16 protein-coding genes are annotated in these 17,219 nt (G+C 56.7%); 5 read left to right on the forward strand and 11 right to left on the reverse strand.

Features of this window, described 5'->3' with window-relative positions; genetic code table 11:
• The first annotated feature begins 104 nt into the window (after positions 1 to 104).
• The 3 genes from E0L35_RS07695 to E0L35_RS07705 all read left to right on the forward strand — a co-directional run bounded on the left by E0L35_RS07695 (position 105) and on the right by E0L35_RS07705 (position 4,528).
• Positions 105 to 2,582, forward strand: a complete 2,478-nt coding sequence (locus tag E0L35_RS07695; protein ID WP_138799965.1) for a YbeU/YbeR family protein — start codon at positions 105 to 107, stop codon at positions 2,580 to 2,582.
• A 260-nt stretch (positions 2,583 to 2,842) separates the two neighbouring features.
• On the forward strand, positions 2,843 to 3,310 hold the full coding sequence (locus tag E0L35_RS07700; RefSeq protein ID WP_202606267.1) for an NlpC/P60 family protein: 468 nt from the start codon (positions 2,843 to 2,845) through the stop codon (positions 3,308 to 3,310).
• 27 nt (positions 3,311 to 3,337) lie between these two features.
• Positions 3,338 to 4,528, forward strand: a complete 1,191-nt coding sequence (locus E0L35_RS07705; protein WP_138799966.1) for an MFS transporter — start codon at positions 3,338 to 3,340, stop codon at positions 4,526 to 4,528.
• Positions 4,529 to 4,705: 177 nt separating this feature from the next.
• Here the strand turns inward: E0L35_RS07705 and E0L35_RS07710 are convergent, their stop codons facing one another.
• The 5 genes from E0L35_RS07710 to E0L35_RS07730 form a co-directional block, all read right to left on the reverse strand.
• Entirely contained in the window at positions 4,706 to 5,320 is a 615-nt protein-coding gene (locus E0L35_RS07710; protein WP_022520441.1) for an ATP-binding cassette domain-containing protein, read from the reverse strand.
• Entirely contained in the window at positions 5,313 to 6,137 is an 825-nt protein-coding gene (locus tag E0L35_RS07715; RefSeq protein ID WP_138799967.1) for an ATP-binding cassette domain-containing protein, read from the reverse strand. The genes E0L35_RS07710 and E0L35_RS07715 overlap by 8 nt, the downstream gene beginning before the upstream one ends.
• Positions 6,138 to 6,200: 63 nt before the next feature.
• Entirely contained in the window at positions 6,201 to 7,001 is an 801-nt protein-coding gene (locus tag E0L35_RS07720) for an ABC transporter permease (RefSeq protein ID WP_138799968.1), read from the reverse strand.
• Positions 6,998 to 7,978, reverse strand: a complete 981-nt coding sequence (locus tag E0L35_RS07725; protein WP_138799969.1) for an ABC transporter permease — start codon at positions 7,976 to 7,978, stop codon at positions 6,998 to 7,000. The genes E0L35_RS07720 and E0L35_RS07725 overlap by 4 nt, the downstream gene beginning before the upstream one ends.
• Positions 7,969 to 9,558 carry an ABC transporter substrate-binding protein gene (locus E0L35_RS07730; protein WP_138799970.1) on the reverse strand — a complete coding sequence of 530 codons (1,590 nt, stop codon included), beginning with the start codon at positions 9,556 to 9,558 and terminating at the stop codon, positions 7,969 to 7,971. Before E0L35_RS07730 ends, E0L35_RS07725 begins: the two co-directional genes overlap by 10 nt.
• Before the next feature lie 107 nt (positions 9,559 to 9,665).
• Between E0L35_RS07730 and nikR the strand changes: the two genes are divergently transcribed.
• The gene (gene nikR / locus E0L35_RS07735; protein WP_007111085.1) at positions 9,666 to 10,067 is read left to right on the forward strand and encodes a nickel-responsive transcriptional regulator NikR; all 402 of its coding nucleotides are present in this window, start codon (positions 9,666 to 9,668) and stop codon (positions 10,065 to 10,067) included.
• Positions 10,068 to 10,120: 53 nt separating this feature from the next.
• On the opposite strand, the gene E0L35_RS07740 is transcribed toward nikR, so the two are convergent.
• Positions 10,121 to 10,603: a peptidylprolyl isomerase gene (locus E0L35_RS07740; protein ID WP_071695751.1), complete on the reverse strand. Its 483-nt coding sequence runs from the start codon at positions 10,601 to 10,603 to the stop codon at positions 10,121 to 10,123.
• A gap of 176 nt (positions 10,604 to 10,779) precedes the next feature.
• Here E0L35_RS07740 and E0L35_RS07745 point away from each other — a divergent pair, with 176 nt between their 5' ends.
• On the forward strand, positions 10,780 to 11,061 hold the full coding sequence (locus E0L35_RS07745; protein WP_027959688.1) for a hypothetical protein: 282 nt from the start codon (positions 10,780 to 10,782) through the stop codon (positions 11,059 to 11,061).
• Positions 11,062 to 11,147: 86 nt separating this feature from the next.
• On the opposite strand, the gene E0L35_RS07750 is transcribed toward E0L35_RS07745, so the two are convergent.
• The 5 genes from E0L35_RS07750 to purB form a co-directional block, all read right to left on the reverse strand.
• On the reverse strand, positions 11,148 to 11,618 hold the full coding sequence (locus tag E0L35_RS07750) for a glycine zipper 2TM domain-containing protein (RefSeq protein WP_022520434.1): 471 nt from the start codon (positions 11,616 to 11,618) through the stop codon (positions 11,148 to 11,150).
• Positions 11,619 to 11,937: 319 nt separating this feature from the next.
• Positions 11,938 to 13,536, reverse strand: a complete 1,599-nt coding sequence (locus E0L35_RS07755; RefSeq protein ID WP_022520433.1) for an isocitrate lyase — start codon at positions 13,534 to 13,536, stop codon at positions 11,938 to 11,940.
• A gap of 400 nt (positions 13,537 to 13,936) precedes the next feature.
• On the reverse strand, positions 13,937 to 14,362 hold the full coding sequence (locus E0L35_RS07760) for a GNAT family N-acetyltransferase (RefSeq protein WP_138799971.1): 426 nt from the start codon (positions 14,360 to 14,362) through the stop codon (positions 13,937 to 13,939).
• A 143-nt stretch (positions 14,363 to 14,505) separates the two neighbouring features.
• A complete protein-coding gene (locus tag E0L35_RS07765) occupies positions 14,506 to 15,696 on the reverse strand; it encodes a cupin domain-containing protein (protein ID WP_022520430.1) in 1,191 nt (396 codons plus the stop codon).
• Between the two features lie 63 nt (positions 15,697 to 15,759).
• Positions 15,760 to 17,145: an adenylosuccinate lyase gene (gene purB, locus E0L35_RS07770; RefSeq protein WP_138799972.1), complete on the reverse strand. Its 1,386-nt coding sequence runs from the start codon at positions 17,143 to 17,145 to the stop codon at positions 15,760 to 15,762.
• Positions 17,146 to 17,219 lie beyond the last annotated feature (74 nt).

Genomic DNA, 17,219 nt, shown 5'->3' on the forward strand with positions numbered 1-17,219 from the left:
ATACCGAGGCCTAAGGCTATCGGTGTTCGCACCACTTTCCGTTACACTAGGCAGCTTTACTTCCGGCTATTTGCTGGTGTTATTGTGCTTTTTCGAGGTGCCTCTTGATCGACGTGTTAAATGCCTGGTGGGCCCAACAGCTGGTGCTGTGTGATTGGGCGTTTACTCCTCATCCGCTGGCGGTCGATGCAGGAGCGGCAGAGCAGCGCCTGCTACAACTGGGCATTACCAATCGAGGCGAGCTGGCCGAACAGCTCTTCCACGGGCTGGGGGCTCCCGCAGGTAGCGCTGACCGTTTGCTAGGCGCTTTGGAATGGGCCGCGTTGGCGGGAGCGGCTGGCTGGTTAGAGGCTGATCAAGCCCGTCATTGGGCGCATCACCTAACTCGCCGCATCACCAGTGATTACAGCGACCTACGTGCCTGGCTGGCAGACCTGCGCCGTGCGTTAGGCGCGCGGGGCTGGGAAGTGGGGGCCGATGACCGTTTTATTGACGCTTGCCAAGCGCTGGCCAAGCTTGAAACCGATGGCGAAGGGGTTACCTGGGATACGCTTGAAAATGCCCTGGCTGAACTTCCGGCTCCCGCTTCGCTATGGCCCCAGCAACCTGAAGCGCAGAGCTGGCGGCTATGCGCGCTGTTCCGGCCGGTTATTGTCTATCCCGCCAGACAAGCCGACTGGCCCGAGGCCACCGAGTGGCTGGCCCACGTGTGGGATGTCCATGACCGTGACGCGCTAATAGGCGTGATGCTTTGGCTAGGTGCTCAAGGCGAGCGCCAGCGCTGGGATATCGAAGCACGCGAATTGCTCAGTATGGACAACGCCCAACGCATGGAGTGGCAGCGTAGCGTTGTGGAAGATTCGCCCTATGCGCCGGTGCTGAATAAGTTCGTCACTCAAGGCGAGCCCCTGGAGTGGGCAGCTTGGGATTGGCTGCGGATTGTGGAACTTGCCTGGGCTGGCGCCTGCTGTGGCTTGCTGAGCCAGGAAGAGGCTGATGACTTAGCGGGGCACGCCGCTGATTTACTCAGTCGGCGCTACCACGACTGGTATGCCGTGCTGAATGCGTACGGGCGCGGGCAGAGTCTGTTTGATGGCATTGACCGGCGGGGTAAAACACCCAGCGAGCGGCATCAGTTGTTGCTGCACAGCGCCCATAGCCCTTGGAATAGCCCCTGGAAATGCTCCCCAGGGGAGCTATTGGATGAGCCTACATGCAAGGCATCTCAAGCGCGCATTCGGCAGTGGCGCAATACGCCCCATCACTGGTTGTTGGCGCTGGCCAGCGTACGCGAACCGGATGCCATGCTGCGCCAGATAGCCCCCTCCGCGGCGCTGCCGGAAGAGCAGCGTGCCGATGCGGCGCTCTATTTGCAGGAGTCACTTGGCTTACATGCCGATGAAGGCGCTCATGCACTGGCGCGCTACTGGTTACCCGCTCAGGCGCACCATCTTAATCAGTTGGCGGCCGACGCCGTGCATGGCGTTTTGCCTCCCTCGCAAAGCTGGTTTGGTCAGCCGACCCCGGAAGAGCTTAAGCAGCGCAACGCGGTTAAAGGGGTAAGTCGCCATGCGGCGACGATCCATATGGCCGAAAAATTCGCCTTCTATCTGCATATGTCCCTCGACAGCGGCTTATTCGATCGCGCGCCGTTAATGGAGTATGCCAGCGCACTGCGAAGCTGCCTGTGCCGTTTTTATCCCAATGCCAAACGGTTGTTAGAAGCCTGGTTCGCTTGGGAGAGCTGTCTGCCCGAGCCTGAGCACGCCTCGCTGGTGAATGAAATTATTTGGCACATTGAAGATCCTGGCAGTCTGTTTCACTGGTTGGATTGGCGTCACGACGCCTGGCGCGAACCGGGTAGCCGCCCCACCTTAAGTCACTTCACCGCTATGTCGCTGGTGGGCCCGTTGAACAGTGCGGTATGGAGTGAGCCCCAGCCTGAGAGTGCCCGTGAGTGTGCCGAGATTCGCGAGTGGGTGGAGAGCCACTACCACTTGAGCAACGCAGGCGATATGCAGGAGTTTTTGACCTACATGCTCGAGTCGGGGGATCGCCAGGAGTATCAGATTAACTATGCGCCCTATACCCTCAATACTGAGCGCTTAAGCGCTGAGATCGCCATTCTTGAATCCGGCGACTGTGCTGAAGATGAACGCCACCACCTGCTTCGCTTACGTCGTGTGCGCGACAACGAAGATGGTTGTAATGAGGTGGATATGGCGGCCTGGGATATTGCCCAGCTGGTTGATTTGGCCATTGCCGCGCGGCAGTTAAACTGGCTGGATAGCGCTGCTTTCGCTAAGGTGTTGGATCGTGCTTACCAACTGGCGGCAGATCACTATGCCGGATGGCAGGAGTACGCCATGGGGATGTACGCAGGCTTCTCGTTTTTTATGGGCGAAACCCCAGAGCGAGAAAGCTTTTTAGCTGGTTTTCGTCAGGCGCTGGTGGCCTGGATATGCGGCGCGCCGGTTTTGGCTGGCCCATGGGTGAGCTTGGATTTTCCGGGCAATAAACCACGCCATTTTGCGCCACTGCATATTGATACCTTACCGGGCGATCAGCGCACATTACATTGATGCTCGCCAAACATATGATAATTAGCTTATAGTCGTGCTTAGAAAAAATGAGTTTTGTCATACCGCCCTCTTATTAATGTCACGAGGTTAATCGCATGGTTGCGTCGCCACGCCCCGCTGTGACCGCTGTCCGTGTCGTAAGTGTCTGTTTTTTAGTTACATTGTTCGCTGGCTGTGCAGGTTCAGCGCGACAAAACAATATTCAGGCCCCCGAGAATTACTTTTCAATGACGTTGCCGGGAATGGGGGCGAACCCGCAAATGTCCCCGGTTGATCCCATCGATGCGCATTTGCGCAGCTTGCAAGTACCGCCGCCAACAGTGGTTCGCGAGGCGCTGATGGCGCAACACCAGCGCTGGGCAGGAACGCCTTACCGAATTGGCGGCACCTCAGAAAGAGGCATCGACTGTTCGGCCTTGGTTCGCAATGTTTACCGTGACACCTTTAATTTAGAGCTTCCGCGCTCCACCCGTGGTCAAGTACACGAGGGACGCCCGATCGACCGCCAAGAGCTGCAGGCGGGCGATCTGGTGTTCTTCCGACCGCCGGGTCGTTATAACCATGTGGGTATCTACGTGGGCGATGGGTATTTTCTCCACGCCTCGACCTCAAAAGGGGTCATTATCTCCAGCCTGAATAATAGTTACTGGCAGCGCTACTACTGGCAGTCACGTCGCGCGCTGGAGCCAACGCATCTGGCCCAACTGGGCGGCAGCGTTTTCCAGTAGCCAGACCGAACACGTTTTAGGAACGGCATGATTGAAGCCAAATCGCGCTCCTGGTGGCGCGCCACCTTGGCGCTTTGCCTCGGCTCATTTCTTGTTTTTATCAATTTATACGCACCACAGCCGCTGCTGCCGGGGTTAAAGGAGACCTACCAGGTCTCGACCTTAGGTGTCAGCCTGCTCATGTCGGTGTCAACTCTCTCCTTAGCCATTGCGCTGTTGGTCTTTGGGCCACTCTCGGATGCCATTGGTCGCGAAGGCATAATGCGCATTACTCTGCTGCTTGCAGGCGGCTGTTCTATTGCCTTGGCATTCGCCCCCACCTTTGAAAGCTTGCTGTTTTTGCGCCTGGTGCAGGGCTTTGTGCTGGGCGGGCTGCCAGCGGTGGCGATCGCCTGGATGGGCGATGAGTTTGAGAAGCCTGCGCTGTTAAGCGCTGTAGGACTCTATATTGGCGCTAATTCACTTGGCGGAATCAGTGGGCGTATCGTCGGTGGCGGCGCCGCTGAAATTGGCGGCCCCACGGCGGCATTTCTAGCGGTCGGCATTATGACGCTAATTGGCTGTGGAGTGTTTTGGCGCCTGTTGCCCAATAGCCGCGCCTTTACTCCCCAGCGCTTTGAGCTGCGCAAAGCGGCAAGCGATTTAGTCAATCATTTGCGTAACCCGGTGCTACTCGCTGCTTATTGCCTGGGGGGGATCAACTTCCTGATTTTTATCAATCAATACAGCTATATCACCTTTCGGTTGGCGGCAGCGCCGTATCAATTAGCCGCCAGTGGTCTGGGGCTGATTTTTTTGGCCTATCTCGGCGGCACCTTCGGTTCGATGATTTCCGGGCGCCTGGCTGGGCGGTTTTCTCCCGCAGCGTGCATGATGGTGGGGGTGGTGATTTTAATGCTGGGCACGGCGATTACCTTAGCGGATTCGCTGCTGCTGATTATCGTCGGTTTAACCGTTAATGCCTTTGGCTTTTTCCTGGCCCATTCGTTGGCCTCCAGCTGGGTAGGGCGCTATGCCCAGGGCGCGCGGGGCAGCGCTTCGGCGCTCTACCTGGTGTTTTATTACGTGGGAGCCAGTTTGGGCGGCTTCTGGCTGGAGCCGTTCTGGCGCTGGGCCGGGTGGTCGGGTGTGAGCGTCGGTTCGTGGCTACTGCTGAGTATCACGCTGCTAATTGCTTTCGGCCTATGGCGCTTTGAGCGTCGCCAAGCGGTTGGCTAACCTTCACCAGTTGCACGCATTGATGCCGAGCGCAGGTTTCCGCGAGGGCGCTGTGAACCCCTCCCTGGGCGCTACTTTCGACATCTGACCGCCAGGGATGGCGGAAATGCCGGAATGGTCGGGAATATTTTTCCGGCCATGTCGAAAGACCCTCGCTTCAACCTGCCCTGGCATCAACTACCATGGCTTCAACTGCCCTTCGCTTAAGTGCAAGCGCTGTGGGCAAAGCCGTTCCAGTAGGGCGGTGTCGTGGCTAATCACCAGCACGCCAAGCTGGCGTTGTTCGGCCTCTCGTTTTAATGCCTGCCAAAGCTCAACCTGGGTAATGGGGTCGAGCATGGTGGAGATCTCATCGGCGACGAGAAAGCGTACTCCCGGCGCGAGCGCTCGCAACACGCATACCCGCTGCAGCTCTCCCCCCGATAACGACTGAGGGAAGCGCGTCAGCCATTTTGCTTTCACGCCAAACGCTTGGCACTGGGTGTCAGAAGGCGTCCAGGCTTCGCGCAGTATCTTACCTACCCGCCAGCGTGGATTCACCGCTAGCTCCGGCGATTGCGGTAGCCATTGCACAGGCTGCACACCGCTTTTCGGTAGCGCCTCGCCATCCAGGGTGATATCACCTGCCTGGGGCGCTAAGTAGCCCGCCAGCAGTTGGCCTAGCGTCGATTTACCCGCCCCCGAGTCGCCGCTTAACCCTAGCCACTGACCCGCGCACAGCGTTAGCGAAATGTCCTGAAGTAGCGGTACCTTGGGGGCAAAGTGAAAACTCAGCTGGCGTGCTTTAAGCAACGTGCGCCTCCTGTTCACGCCAGCTTATGGCAGTCGTTGCAAAAGCGTTGTCCGGCAGTGCCAGCCACAATGCCTGTGAATAAGCGTTGGTAAGCGAAGCGCCGCTGCCCTGAAAGGCGCAGGCGGGCGCAGTTTCGACCAGCTTGCCGTCACGCATAATGGTGACGCGGTCGGCGATTGGCAGCGCATGGCGCAGGTCGTGGGTAATCAGAATCACGCTTTTGCCCTGGTCGGCCAGTTCGCGTAGCGCATCCAGTACCCGCTGACGCTGGTGAGGGTCAAGGCCTACGCTGGGTTCATCGGCAATCACCAGCTTGGCTTGGCTGACATGGGCCATGGCCGTCAACACGCGCCGGGCCATGCCGCCGGATAGCTCATGAGCATAGGCCTGCTGTGCACGGGCATCTAGCTGATAGTGATCAAGGGCTTGTTGGGAGGCGTGCCAAGCATGTGCTGATGGCTGGCCTGCGCGCTGGGCTGCCCAGGTCACCTGGCGCTGAGTACGCACCAGCGGATCTAAGGCGCTTAGCGATTGGGGGATCAGCGCCAGCTCACGGCCGCGAAGCTGGCGTTGGCGTGACGCGTTAAGCGGTTTGCCTTGATAGTAAAGCTGACCGTTTAAGCGTGCAGGTGTTGGCAGTAAACCCATAATGGCATAAGCCAATAGGCTTTTTCCGGCACCGGAGGCGCCTACCACCGCATGAACCTCGCCAGGGAACACCGTTAGTGAAAATTCATCCAGGCAGGTGGCCCAGTCGCGCTTCCACCAGGAGGCATACAGAGGTAGCTGTAGCGATAATTGATCAATCGTTAACACGGCAGGCCTCCCATTAATAGTTTTACAGCCAGTGGTTTTTACAGCCAATTTTTCTGAAAAGCGCTAAAGCGCACGGCGTAGGTGGCTTGAGAGGCGCTCGAAACCCAGCACCATCAGTAACAGCCCCAAGCCGGGAAATACCCCCAGCCACCAGTAACCGCCGCTTAAGTAGCGCATGGCATCGGCCAGTAATACGCCAATAGCGGGCTGGCTGGGGCTTAAGCCAAAGCCCAAAAAGGTCAATGCGGCTTCGTGGAGAATGGCGTGGGGAAACAGCAGTAACGCGCCAACCAGGCAGTGGGGAATAAGATGGGGAAGCAGGTGGCCGTGGAGCACAAACCAGCGCGATTTACCTAGAGCGCGGGAGATGCGCACATAGGGCGCCTGCCGTAACTGCCATAGTTCGGCGCGCAGCACCCGGGCTAGGCTTGGCCAGTGGGTCACCGCAACAGCAATAATCACTGCCTGGGTACCGCCACCCAGGGCAAAAGCGATCAGCATTAATAAAATCAAATGAGGCACGCTAAGCAGCGTATCAATCAGCAAACTAACCAGTGCGTCCAGCCGCGCTGACAGCGTGGCTATCGCTGCCAGGCTCAAGGCAATCAGCGTGCTCAGTAGCGCCGCCAAGCAGCCCACCCAGAAGCTTAGTGCCAGCCCCGCCAGAGTGCGCGCCCAGAGTTCACGGCCCAGCGCGTCGGTGCCCAACCAGTGGTCAACGCTGGGCGGGGCCAGGCGGGCATCAAACTGCATCTGTTGCGGTGAATCACCCAGCAGCCACTGGCTAGCGACTAGTCCCATGACCAGCAGGGCGGTGACACCCAGGCTGACGGCGGCACGAAGGCGCGGTTGAGCCTGACTCATAAACCACTTGCCTTAATGCGCGGGTCAATAACGCCATACAGGCTATCGGCGATCATATTGCCGACGCTGACAAACAGGGCGGTAAAGAGTGCGATGCCCAGCAGCAGTGGGACGTCACTGCGCAGGCCCGCCGCCACTGTGGCTTGACCTAAGCCGGGGTAGGCAAATACCTGCTCGATTAAAATGGAGCCGCCAAACAGTTCGCCCAGTGAGGCAAACGCTAGCGTAATCGCCGGTACACTGGCATGGCGAAGACCGTGACGCCAAGCCACATCAAGACGGCTGGCGCCCTGAGCAAAGGCGTGAGTAGCAACGTCTGAGCGCATTAGCTCAAGCATGCGGGTGCGGGTGTGCAGGGTGATACTGGCGATGCCCAGCAGTGCCAGGGTAGCCACTGGCAGCAGTAAATGGTGCAACCGTGTGGCGAGGGTGACTTCCTGGTTTAACGCCCCGGCGGGGCCTGCGCAGCAGGTGGGTGTCCACCCCAGGGTTACCGAAAATAGCAGCACCGCAAGTATCGCCAGCCAAAAGGCGGGCGTGGAGGCGGTAATAAAGGCGTAGGTGCTGATGATGTTATCCAGCTTGGAGCCCTCTTTGGCACCCGCTACAACACCGAGGCTAAACCCCACCAGCGCAGAGAGCAGCCAGGCGCTGCCGAGTAGCGCAATGGAGCGCTGAAAGCGCTGAGCGATTACCTCACTGACCGGCTGGTTGTATACGTGGCTCCAGCCTAAGTCACCACTGACTAACTGGCGCAGCCAGTGGCCAAACTGAACGGCAGCTGACTCATCAAACCCCCAGCGTTGGACAATCAGTGCGCGCTGCTCTGGGCTCACTTGGGCCATTTGTGGGCCTAGGTAGGCATCAACGGGGTCAATGGGGGAGGCCATCATAAGCCCATACGACACCAGGGCGACGCAGATTAATACCAGCGCCAGGCGAGCCACGCGCTTGGCGATAGGCGCAATTAGTCGCACGTCCAGCGCCACTCAAGCAGGTTGGCGGTGATCGGCCAGCCATGGCCGTGGGGCGCTACACCTAGATCTCCGACATCTAAGCAGGTATTGGTAAAATAGACATGCTCAAGATTGACCAGCCAGGCCCAGCTACTATCGCCGCGTACTCCGTAGCCGGTGGTGCCGTCCCACTGCGCTGCCTGCCACTCGCGGTTGGCTTGCTCAAAGCTAGGCGCCGCCTGGGCGGCGTCCAAGTGGGCATCCACCTCTGGATTAGCGTAGAAACCGCTGTTATAGAAACCGTTGCCCGCATGCTGACTGTGGAAGAGGTAGTAAACTTCCTGGGGGCTATGGCTGCCAAAACCGAACATAATGGCATCCTGGTGCAGTGCTTCGCGCTGGATTTCGTACCAGTGGCGGCCGGTGGGCTGCATCTCAATTCCCAGTGGACGCACCATCTCAGCACTGACTTCCGCAAGCAGCTGTCGGGTGGTATCGCTGGAGGGGTACGTAAGTCGAAAGCTAGCGGGCAGGCCATCTTTATAGCGCAGGCCATCATCGCGTAGCTGCCAGCCTGCGGCGTCGAGTATCTCCTCCGCCTGGTCAAGGTCGGGAGCGGCAAGGCGCTCATCGCTCTCGCTCCAGGGGAGGCCGTCCGCCGGGCCAAAGGCGGGGCGCCCATAGCCGTGAAGCGCCACCTCGACCAGCGTATCGCGGTCAACCGCAAGATTGATGGCTTGTCGGATGGTTATATCGGCGGTTACATCGTTACCGATCGGTGCCCCGGAAGCGGCGTGTTCGCCATTCGCCGGTTGCATGGGGAAAAGAATGCCGCGGTTATCGACACTCTCCATGGTTACCCGCTGCATATGAGCTGGTACATTGGCTGCCAGTGCCGGGGAAACCGAGGCGACATCCACTTGGCCGGCATGGGCGGCACTTAGTGTGGCGTCTTCTCCGGTAAAGAGAAATACCAGCCGTTCAAAAGCAGGCGTAGGGCCGTAGAAGTAAGGATTACGCTCAACAATTAGCTGCTCGCCTTCCTGCCACTCTACCAACTGATAGGGCCCAGAACCCAGGGGATGACGACCATACTGATCACTGTAGCCGTTATCACGCTCGGCGCGGGGCACAATGCCCAGTGTCAACAGCTGATCAATAAAGGTAATGCGCGGGGCCTTCAGGCGGAGCGAAACAGTGTGCTTATCCAGCGCGGTTGCTTCAGCCAGGGCGCTAAGATCCGCCCGTCCGCCCGCCTGGGCCGCCGCATTAAAAGTATAAGCCACATCTTCAGCGGTCAGCGGCGTGCCGTCGGCAAAGCGGGCGTCCTCGCGAAGTGTGAGTGTCCAGGTCAGGCGGTCTTCAGAAAGCCACCACTCAGTGGCCAGCTCTGGCTGCGGCGCAAGATCTTTGCCCCGTGAGAGTAGCGTCGACTGAAACAGTGGATTGCCATACTGCCCCCAGCCCAACAGTGGGTCGAAACCCTGCTCGGGCTCGCCGCCAATGGCAAGTACCAGCTGTTCTTTTGCCTGCGCAGCGGTGGTTACGACTAAACAACTTAGCGCAATACCCAGTAAGATGGGCCGAGTTGGTTTAGTCATCGCTTTATCCTTTATGCTGTTAGCGTCACTAGTATGATGTTTTTACAATAACATCATACTACCGGTGGTGGCAGCGCATGCAAAGTTAATCAGTACAGGGGGCGTGAATGCAGCGTGTAACGGTAACGCTTGATGAGGAACTGGTGGCAGAAGTGGATGCGTTGATGCGCGAGCGCGGCTATCAAAACCGCTCAGAGGCGATTCGCGATTTGACCCGCAGTGGCTTAAAACAGGTAAGAGAAGAGGCTGCACCGGACTCGCCCTGCATGGGCGCGCTGGTGTATGTCTATGATCATGCCGCTCGGGAGCTGTCCAAGCGCTTAACACGCCACTCCCATGACCATCATGACCTGACGCTTTCGACCTTGCATGTGCACATCAACCATGACAGTTGCCTGGAAGTGGCGCTGCTCAAAGGCCAGGGGCGGGCGCTCAAGCAGTTTGCTGCTGAAGTCACTTCGTCGCGCAGCGTGCGTCATGGGCAGTTAGTGCTGATACCTGACGAGTAGGCATAAAAAAGGTGACCCTGAGGTCACCTTTTCTGATCGGTAGCGCGAGCGTCTTAGTGCTCAACGCCGCCTTCGCCGTGCACGTGGCCGTGCTCAACTTCTTCAGCACTTGCTTCACGTACTTCAGCGATCTCAACATCAAAGTTGAGCTGCTGGCCGGCCAGCGGGTGGTTGCCATCGACAACGACCGTATCGCCTTCGACTTTCTTGACGGTAACCATCAGAGGGCCGCCTTGAGTCTGGGCTTGGAACTGCATACCTGGCTCAATGCTTTCAACGCCTTGGAACGCATCGCGGGGTACTTCTTGCATCAGCTGCTCTTGCAGCTCGCCATAACCTTCTTCAGGAGAGACGCTAACGTTTAGCTTCTCGCCCGCTGCACGACCTTCCAACTCTTTCTCAAGACCCGGAATAATGTTACCAGCGCCGTGGAGGTAGGTAAGTGGCTCACGGCCTTCGGAACTGTCTAGCACTTCACCTGCATCGTTGGTCAGGGTGTAGTGAAACGCGACAACCGAGTTTTGCGCAATTTGCATGGAATAACCTTTCGGTGAGTGCATGTCCCAATATGGTAACGCGTGTGCGCTGGCTTGTCAGGGGGTAGCGACGCTTTTTCCTACTCACCACTTTCGGCGGTATTGCGCGTCAGGGTGACCAGGGATACCCTACAACCATCATTTTTTCCTTTGCCCTATCACTTTTGGAGCATGTAATGACGATCTTGATTATTTGGCTTATCGCTTTTTGCCTGATTGCTTATTTTGTCTATCAGCGCTGGAATAGCGGCGTTAGCGAGGGGTTAGATAAGGTGTTGCCCGGTTTTTTGAAAAGCCATGGCGACAATCGCTATCTATGGGTGATTACGCTGGCAGTGTTGGGGGCCACCACCCTGGTGCAACCGGTTGAAATGCTGCTGGTCGTTATCCTGCTTGCCCTGATTGGCTGGGCAATCATGGCGCTGGCTAAATGGGCTGGGAATAAAACCCATCACTAAGCTGTTCGCGATAAACTAAAAAGCCCGGTCCTCTCATTTGATGGCCGGGCTTTTTTGATACTTAAGCGCTAGATTAACGCTCTCGATTAATAGGGTGCCACGCTCATGTTGGCGCCATTGCCAATCAAACGCACACGCTGGCCGGCTTGGAACTGGCGATCCGCACGCTGAACGACAACCACGTCGGTACCGTCATCGCGACGAATTTCCATCTCCAGCGCATTAACGCGGTTAGTCGCATCTTCAGCGGCCGTACCTGCCACAGCGCCGCCCAGGGCGCCTGCCACAGTCGCCAACTGACGACCAGAGCCACCGCCGACCTGGCTACCCAGAAGACCGCCGATAACCGCGCCACCGCCGCTACCTAAAAGGCCGCCGGCACGGCTTTCCGCTTGGATCTGCACCGGGCGAACCGCCACGATAGTGCCGTAAGTAACACTTTGACCGGTTTTGGCTTGGCTGCCGCGATAGACATCACCAGAGTAACCAGACGTATTGGCACAGCCTGCCAGCGTGAGAATGCTCAGTGCGACAACAGGTAGAAGAAGACGTTTCATTAAAACCTCCAGAGTGTCTATTTTTATAACTGTCATCCATTGGCCTGTTATCCATATAGCGCTCATAACTGGGCAGGCACAGAGTAGATGTAGTTATAGAACAGTGTTCGTTAAAGATAGCCGATGCTAACGGCTTTGACCAGCGTTCATGAAAAAAGATCAAAGTTGATAGAGCAGTCGCCAAAAAAAGCTTAACCGAGAGTTTAACAGTGTATTAAGAAAACAGTGTGCAAATACGTATAACCAAGCAAAAACAGGAGACCCGAAGGCCTCCTGTTGCAGGGGTACATAGTGATCTATGGCGTTGAAACCTGCTAAATTAGCCAAACTGGTTCATGGTGTTGTCTTTGCCACCGGCTTTGAGCGCGGCATCGCCGTGGAAGAACTCTTTATGGTCATCACCGATATTGGAGCCTGCCATATCCTGGTGGCGAACGGTTGCAATCCCTTGGCGAATTTCCTGACGCTGTACGCCTTTCACGTAAGCCAGCATACCTTCATCGCCGAAGTAGCCTTTCGCTAAGTTGTCGGTGGACAGGGCAGCCGTGTGGTAAGTTGGCAGCGTGATCAGGTGGTGGAAGATGCCCGCTTCGCGAGACGAGTCGCGCTGGAAATTGCGTGTCCACTCATCGGCCAGCTGGCCAAGCTCGGTATCGTCGTACTCTGCGCTCATCAGCTTGTCACGCTGGTAAGCCGAAACGTCTTTACCCTCTTCCTGCCATGCATCGAACACCTGCTGGCGGAAGTTCAGCGTCCAGTTGAACGACGGAGAGTTGTTATAGACCAGTTTGGCATCCGGCACGACCTGGCGAATGCGGTTGACCATGCTGGCGATCTGGCCAACGTGGGGCTTCTCGGTTTCGATCCACAGTAGGTCGGCGCCGTTTTGCAAGCTGGTGATGCAGTCCAGTATAACGCGGTCTTCGCCGGTGCCGGGTTTAAACTGGTAGAGGCCCGAAGCGAGGCGCTTGGGTTTAACCAGTTTGCCGTTCTGCTTGATGACCACATCGCCGTTGTTGATATCGGCGGCGTTTTCAATCACATCGCCGTCCAAAAAGCTGTTGTACTGGTCGCCGAGATCGCCTGGCTCGTTGGTAACGGCAATTTTTTGCGTCAAGCCCGCGCCGAGTGAGTCGGTACGCGCGACGATAACGCCATCTTCAATGCCGAGTTCCAAAAAGGCGTAACGCACGGCGTTGATTTTGGCCAGGAAGTCCTCGTGGGGCACAGTAACTTTACCGTCCTGGTGACCACACTGCTTCTCATCAGAGACCTGGTTTTCCAACTGGATGCAGCAGGCGCCCGCTTGAATAAACTTCTTGGCTAACAGGTAGGTGGCTTCTGCATTACCAAAGCCAGCGTCGATATCAGCAATAATCGGTACGATATGAGTTTCGTAGTTATCGATTTTACCGATCAGTTCCTGCTCTTTTGATTTGTCGCCAGCCTCTTTGGCTTCATCGAGGGCGCGGAACAAGTGGTTAAGCTCCCAGGCATCGGCTTGTTTTAGAAAGGTATAGAGCTCTTCGATCAGGTTCGCGACGGAGGTTTTTTCGTGCATCGACTGGTCGGGCAGCGGGCCGAACTCGGAGCGCAGCGCGGCAACCATCCAGCCGGAAAGGTAGAGGTAGCTACGTTTGGTGGTGCCAAAGTGCTTCTTGATCGAGATTAGCTTCTGTTGACCAATGAAGCCGTGCCAGCAGCCTAGCGACTGGGTGTACTGGGCGGTATCGGCATCATAGGCGGCCATATCTTCGCGCATGATCTTGGCGGTGTAACGCGCAATATCCAGGCCGGTGTGAAAGCGGTTCTGTGCACGCATGCGAGCGGCATACTCAGGTTTGATGGTTTCCCACTTGCCGCCTTGAGCTTCGCGTAGTTGGGCCATGGCTTTGATATCGTCGAGCAGTCCTGTCATGAGCTTATCCTCTTCGGGCTGGATAGTGTTTCGCAAATCAGCTTTTGCTTATGCTGCACCTGCGAAGTTGTATTTAGCATTATTGATTTTCGTGATTGTGTCTCTAGGTCAATCGTCTCTCATGCAAACGTCTTGAAAGCTGGAAGCAGTAACGCTAGAGACCTCAGCTACAGCGTTGAGCTTGATGGATTGACCCAATCCGCTTAACGCTGCAATGCAATAACTATCCACGAGGATGGCGCCTTCAACAATTGACACTTGGGGGCAGAGGCCGTTGTAACCCGACGACAGGGAGGTAGAGGAAGGGAGGGTTTGTGTAGTCGTTTTTCGTCAAGATGGCGGCAAGAGCGCATAAAAAAGCACTGCCGAGGCAGTGCTAGAGATCAATCAAGAGGGCTTGTTAATCGAGCGAAAGCGTCATTTCTCGATGAGGGATGCCTGCATCCAGAAACTCATCGCCATGGGCGATAAAGCCTAGACGCTCATAGAACGCCAGTGCGTGTACCTGGGCACTCAGGGCCACTTGGGAGTGGCCCGCATGGCGTGCCGCTTCAATCGCGGCCTGCATCAGCAGTACACCAATACCGGTGCCGCGGGCATTAGCGAGTACGGCGACGCGGCCTATATGCCCATCGGGCAGCAGTCGTGCGGTGCCTACCGGCTGCTGATCAAGCATGGCGAGAAAGTGCTGGCACGCCGGATCCAGGCCATCCCACTCCTCATCCTGGGGCACGCTCTGCTCTTCAATAAATACCTTGCAGCGGATCTCGCTGGCCGTTGGGCCCAGCGTTTCCCAACTGCCAGTGCTAATGTGGGTAATCGCCATTAGGAAACCTCCGATTAACTATTGCGCTTGGCCATACTGCGTTAAAAATCGCCTCAAAATACTCATTTACACCCCGTAAACTCCGTTTTTTCGTTGATTTTTGCCTTGTCTGGCCTGCGCTCATCACGTTAATCAGAGGTTCCTTAGTACTCCTCGTCATCATCACCTTCATCACTCATAAAGCCGAGGCTGCCGGTATTGACCAACTGGGTGATGAGCGCAGTTGCGCCGTCAAGCTCAAGGTCTTCGGCGTAGAGAGGGGTGGTGTCGGCTAGGCGTTTGGCTAATTCAGTTGAACAGGCGTGGCCGTCACCATCCACAAATAGCGTGGTACCGCTGGCATCGCGACGCCAGGCAAAGCGTGAGCCAGGCATATGGTAGAGCGGCTCCCCCTCTTGTAGTTGAGCAACAAGCGCCTCTTCGTCCAACGGTGTTTCAAGCGGTACCACTTGATCGACATATTTTGGCTGAGTCATCACCCGGCCAAACCACTGGGCAATCTGAGTAGGGTTATCCAGCGTCGACATAATCAGCTGACGCATACGCTCAACGGCTGCGTCGTCCAGTTCACCGACCTGCTGAGCAGGCGCCATGCCCGCATCGCTGTAACGCTGAGAGGCAGGCAACTGCTCACCCAAATAGTCGGCGTAGGAGGTGATCGCCTCATCGGCCGAAGGAGCGCGAAAGCCAACTGAAATGGTCATGCAGTCATCGCTCTGGCTAACGCCGTGATGCGCCCAGCCGGGAGGGAGATAAAGCATATCGCCGGGGTCAAGCACCCAGTCGGAGTCGGGCTCTACGGTGAATTCTTTCAGGATGCGGAGATCGATACCTTGGATGATCGGCGCATCTTCCGTGAGCTTGCCGCCCAACTGCCAGCGGCGGTGGCCGCTGGCTTGGAGTAAAAAGACATCGTACTGATCGATATGTGCACCCACATTTCCGCCAGGAGGCGCGTAGCTGATCATCACGTCATCGAGCCGCCAACGAGGCAGGAAGTCAAACTCATTCATTAGCGCAGCCACCGATGGAACATAGTGGTCAACCGCTTGCACCAGAAGGCTCCAGTTTTTTTCCGGGAGCCGTTCAAAAGTGGCTTCATCGAAGGGGCCGTGGGAGACCTGCCAAGGGCCATCCGGGCCCTCCTCTTCAACCAAACGCGCCTCTACGCCAGGCTCGCAGGCGAGTCCAGCCAGCTCATCGGCTTCAATCGGGCTGATGAAGTCGGGCATGGCGCCACGAATCAGCAGCGGCTTTTGCTGCCAATAATTGGCCAGAAAGTCTGCGGCGGTAAGATCGCCCAGCAGTGTTAGCGGCTTATCGTGATGGTTCATGGCGTGTCCTGGTGTAGTGGTCGCAGTAACGTTGGTCACAGCAAGTTGGTCACAACAAATGGGTTACAGAGAGTTTAACTGATGTGTCAGTGCTTCGGCTTGCGTCTGGGCATTACCAATATAGTTGGCCGGTGAGAGCGCCTTCAATTCGGTTTTGACCTCGCTGGGCAGTTCAAGGGTATCAATAAACGCCGCAAAGCCTGCTTGGTCAATACGTTTGCCACGAGTCAGTTGCTTGAGTTTTTCATAGGGCTTTTCAATACCGTAACGGCGCATCACCGTTTGAATCGGCTCGGCGAGCACTTCCCAGCTGTTATCCAGATCAGCATCTAAACGCTCAGGATTGGCTTCAAGCTTGCTGATGCCTTTGAGGCTGGCGTGGTAAGCAATCAACCCATATGCCAGGCCCACGCCAAGGTTACGCAGCACGGTGGAGTCAGTCAGGTCGCGCTGCCAGCGGGAGATTGGCAGCTTTTGCGCAAGGTGGCTAAGCACAGCGTTGGCCAGGCCCAGGTTGCCCTCGGAGTTTTCAAAATCAATCGGGTTGACTTTATGTGGCATGGTCGAGGAACCGATCTCGCCCTCAACCGTGCGCTGCTTAAAGTAGCCCAGTGAGATATAGCCCCATACGTCGCGATCGAAGTCGATCAGGATCGTATTAAAGCGGCAAATGGCGTCAAACAGTTCGGCGATATAGTCGTGGGGCTCGATCTGTGTAGTGTAAGGGTTAAAAGTCAGCCCTAAGCCTTCCACAAAGGTGCGGGCATTGGCTTCCCAGTCGATCTCCGGATAGGTGGTCAGGTGGGCGTTATAGTTGCCCACAGCGCCATTGATTTTGCCGAGTACTTCCACCGCTTCGATCTGCTTCAGCTGGCGCTTAAGGCGGTACGCCACGTTGGCCATCTCTTTGCCCAGCGTGGTCGGGGTGGCGGTTTGACCGTGAGTACGCGACAGCATCGGCTGGGCGGCGTGGGCAATGGCTAGCTTGGCAATGTCATCGGCAACCTCGTGCATGGTGGGCAGCATGGCGTTCAGGCCGTCGCTGAGCATTACGCCGTAAGAGAGGTTGTTGATATCTTCGCTGGTGCAGGCAAAGTGAATGAACTCGGTCACTGCATGTAGCTCGGCCTGACCTGCGATCTTCTCTTTGAGGAAATACTCCACTGCTTTGACGTCGTGATTGGTGGTGCGCTCGATCTCTTTGATGCGTTCGGCATCCGCGATAGAAAACTCACGAATCAATTGCTCAAGGAACGCGGTAGCCTCAGCAGATAAGCGCGGTACCTCGGTAATCTGAGCATGCTCAGCCAGGCGCTGTAGCCAGCGAACCTCCACAATCACACGGGCGCGAATAAGGCCGAATTCACTGAAGTGTTCGCGCAGGGCGGCGGCTTTAGAGGCGTAGCGGCCGTCGACGGGGGAGAGGGCGGTCAAAGCGGAGAGTTGCATGGCATCGTTTCCAGGAGGTTCGAAAGAAAATTAGTCGAGAGCAAGTTAATTGAAAAGACGTCGATCGAGAACAG

The organism is Halomonas sp. ATBC28 (assembly GCF_005937175.1).
Classification (GTDB): domain Bacteria; phylum Pseudomonadota; class Gammaproteobacteria; order Pseudomonadales; family Halomonadaceae; genus Vreelandella; species Vreelandella titanicae.

Excerpts from the sequence above, each read along its gene's own strand:
- E0L35_RS07700 (WP_202606267.1), top strand. The coding sequence starts at position 2,843 with ATGTCCCCGGTTGATCCCATCGATGCGCATTTGCGCAGCTTGCAAGTA.
- E0L35_RS07705 (WP_138799966.1), top strand. The coding sequence starts at position 3,338 with ATGATTGAAGCCAAATCGCGCTCCTGGTGGCGCGCCACCTTGGCGCTT.
- E0L35_RS07720 (WP_138799968.1), bottom strand. The coding sequence starts at position 7,001 with ATGAGTCAGGCTCAACCGCGCCTTCGTGCCGCCGTCAGCCTGGGTGTC.
- E0L35_RS07730 (WP_138799970.1), bottom strand. The coding sequence starts at position 9,558 with ATGACTAAACCAACTCGGCCCATCTTACTGGGTATTGCGCTAAGTTGT.
- nikR (WP_007111085.1), top strand. The coding sequence starts at position 9,666 with ATGCAGCGTGTAACGGTAACGCTTGATGAGGAACTGGTGGCAGAAGTG.
- E0L35_RS07740 (WP_071695751.1), bottom strand. The coding sequence starts at position 10,603 with ATGCAAATTGCGCAAAACTCGGTTGTCGCGTTTCACTACACCCTGACC.
- E0L35_RS07745 (WP_027959688.1), top strand. The coding sequence starts at position 10,780 with ATGACGATCTTGATTATTTGGCTTATCGCTTTTTGCCTGATTGCTTAT.
- E0L35_RS07750 (WP_022520434.1), bottom strand. The coding sequence starts at position 11,618 with ATGAAACGTCTTCTTCTACCTGTTGTCGCACTGAGCATTCTCACGCTG.
- E0L35_RS07755 (WP_022520433.1), bottom strand. The coding sequence starts at position 13,536 with ATGACAGGACTGCTCGACGATATCAAAGCCATGGCCCAACTACGCGAA.
- E0L35_RS07760 (WP_138799971.1), bottom strand. The coding sequence starts at position 14,362 with ATGGCGATTACCCACATTAGCACTGGCAGTTGGGAAACGCTGGGCCCA.
- E0L35_RS07765 (WP_022520430.1), bottom strand. The coding sequence starts at position 15,696 with ATGAACCATCACGATAAGCCGCTAACACTGCTGGGCGATCTTACCGCC.
- purB (WP_138799972.1), bottom strand. The coding sequence starts at position 17,145 with ATGCAACTCTCCGCTTTGACCGCCCTCTCCCCCGTCGACGGCCGCTAC.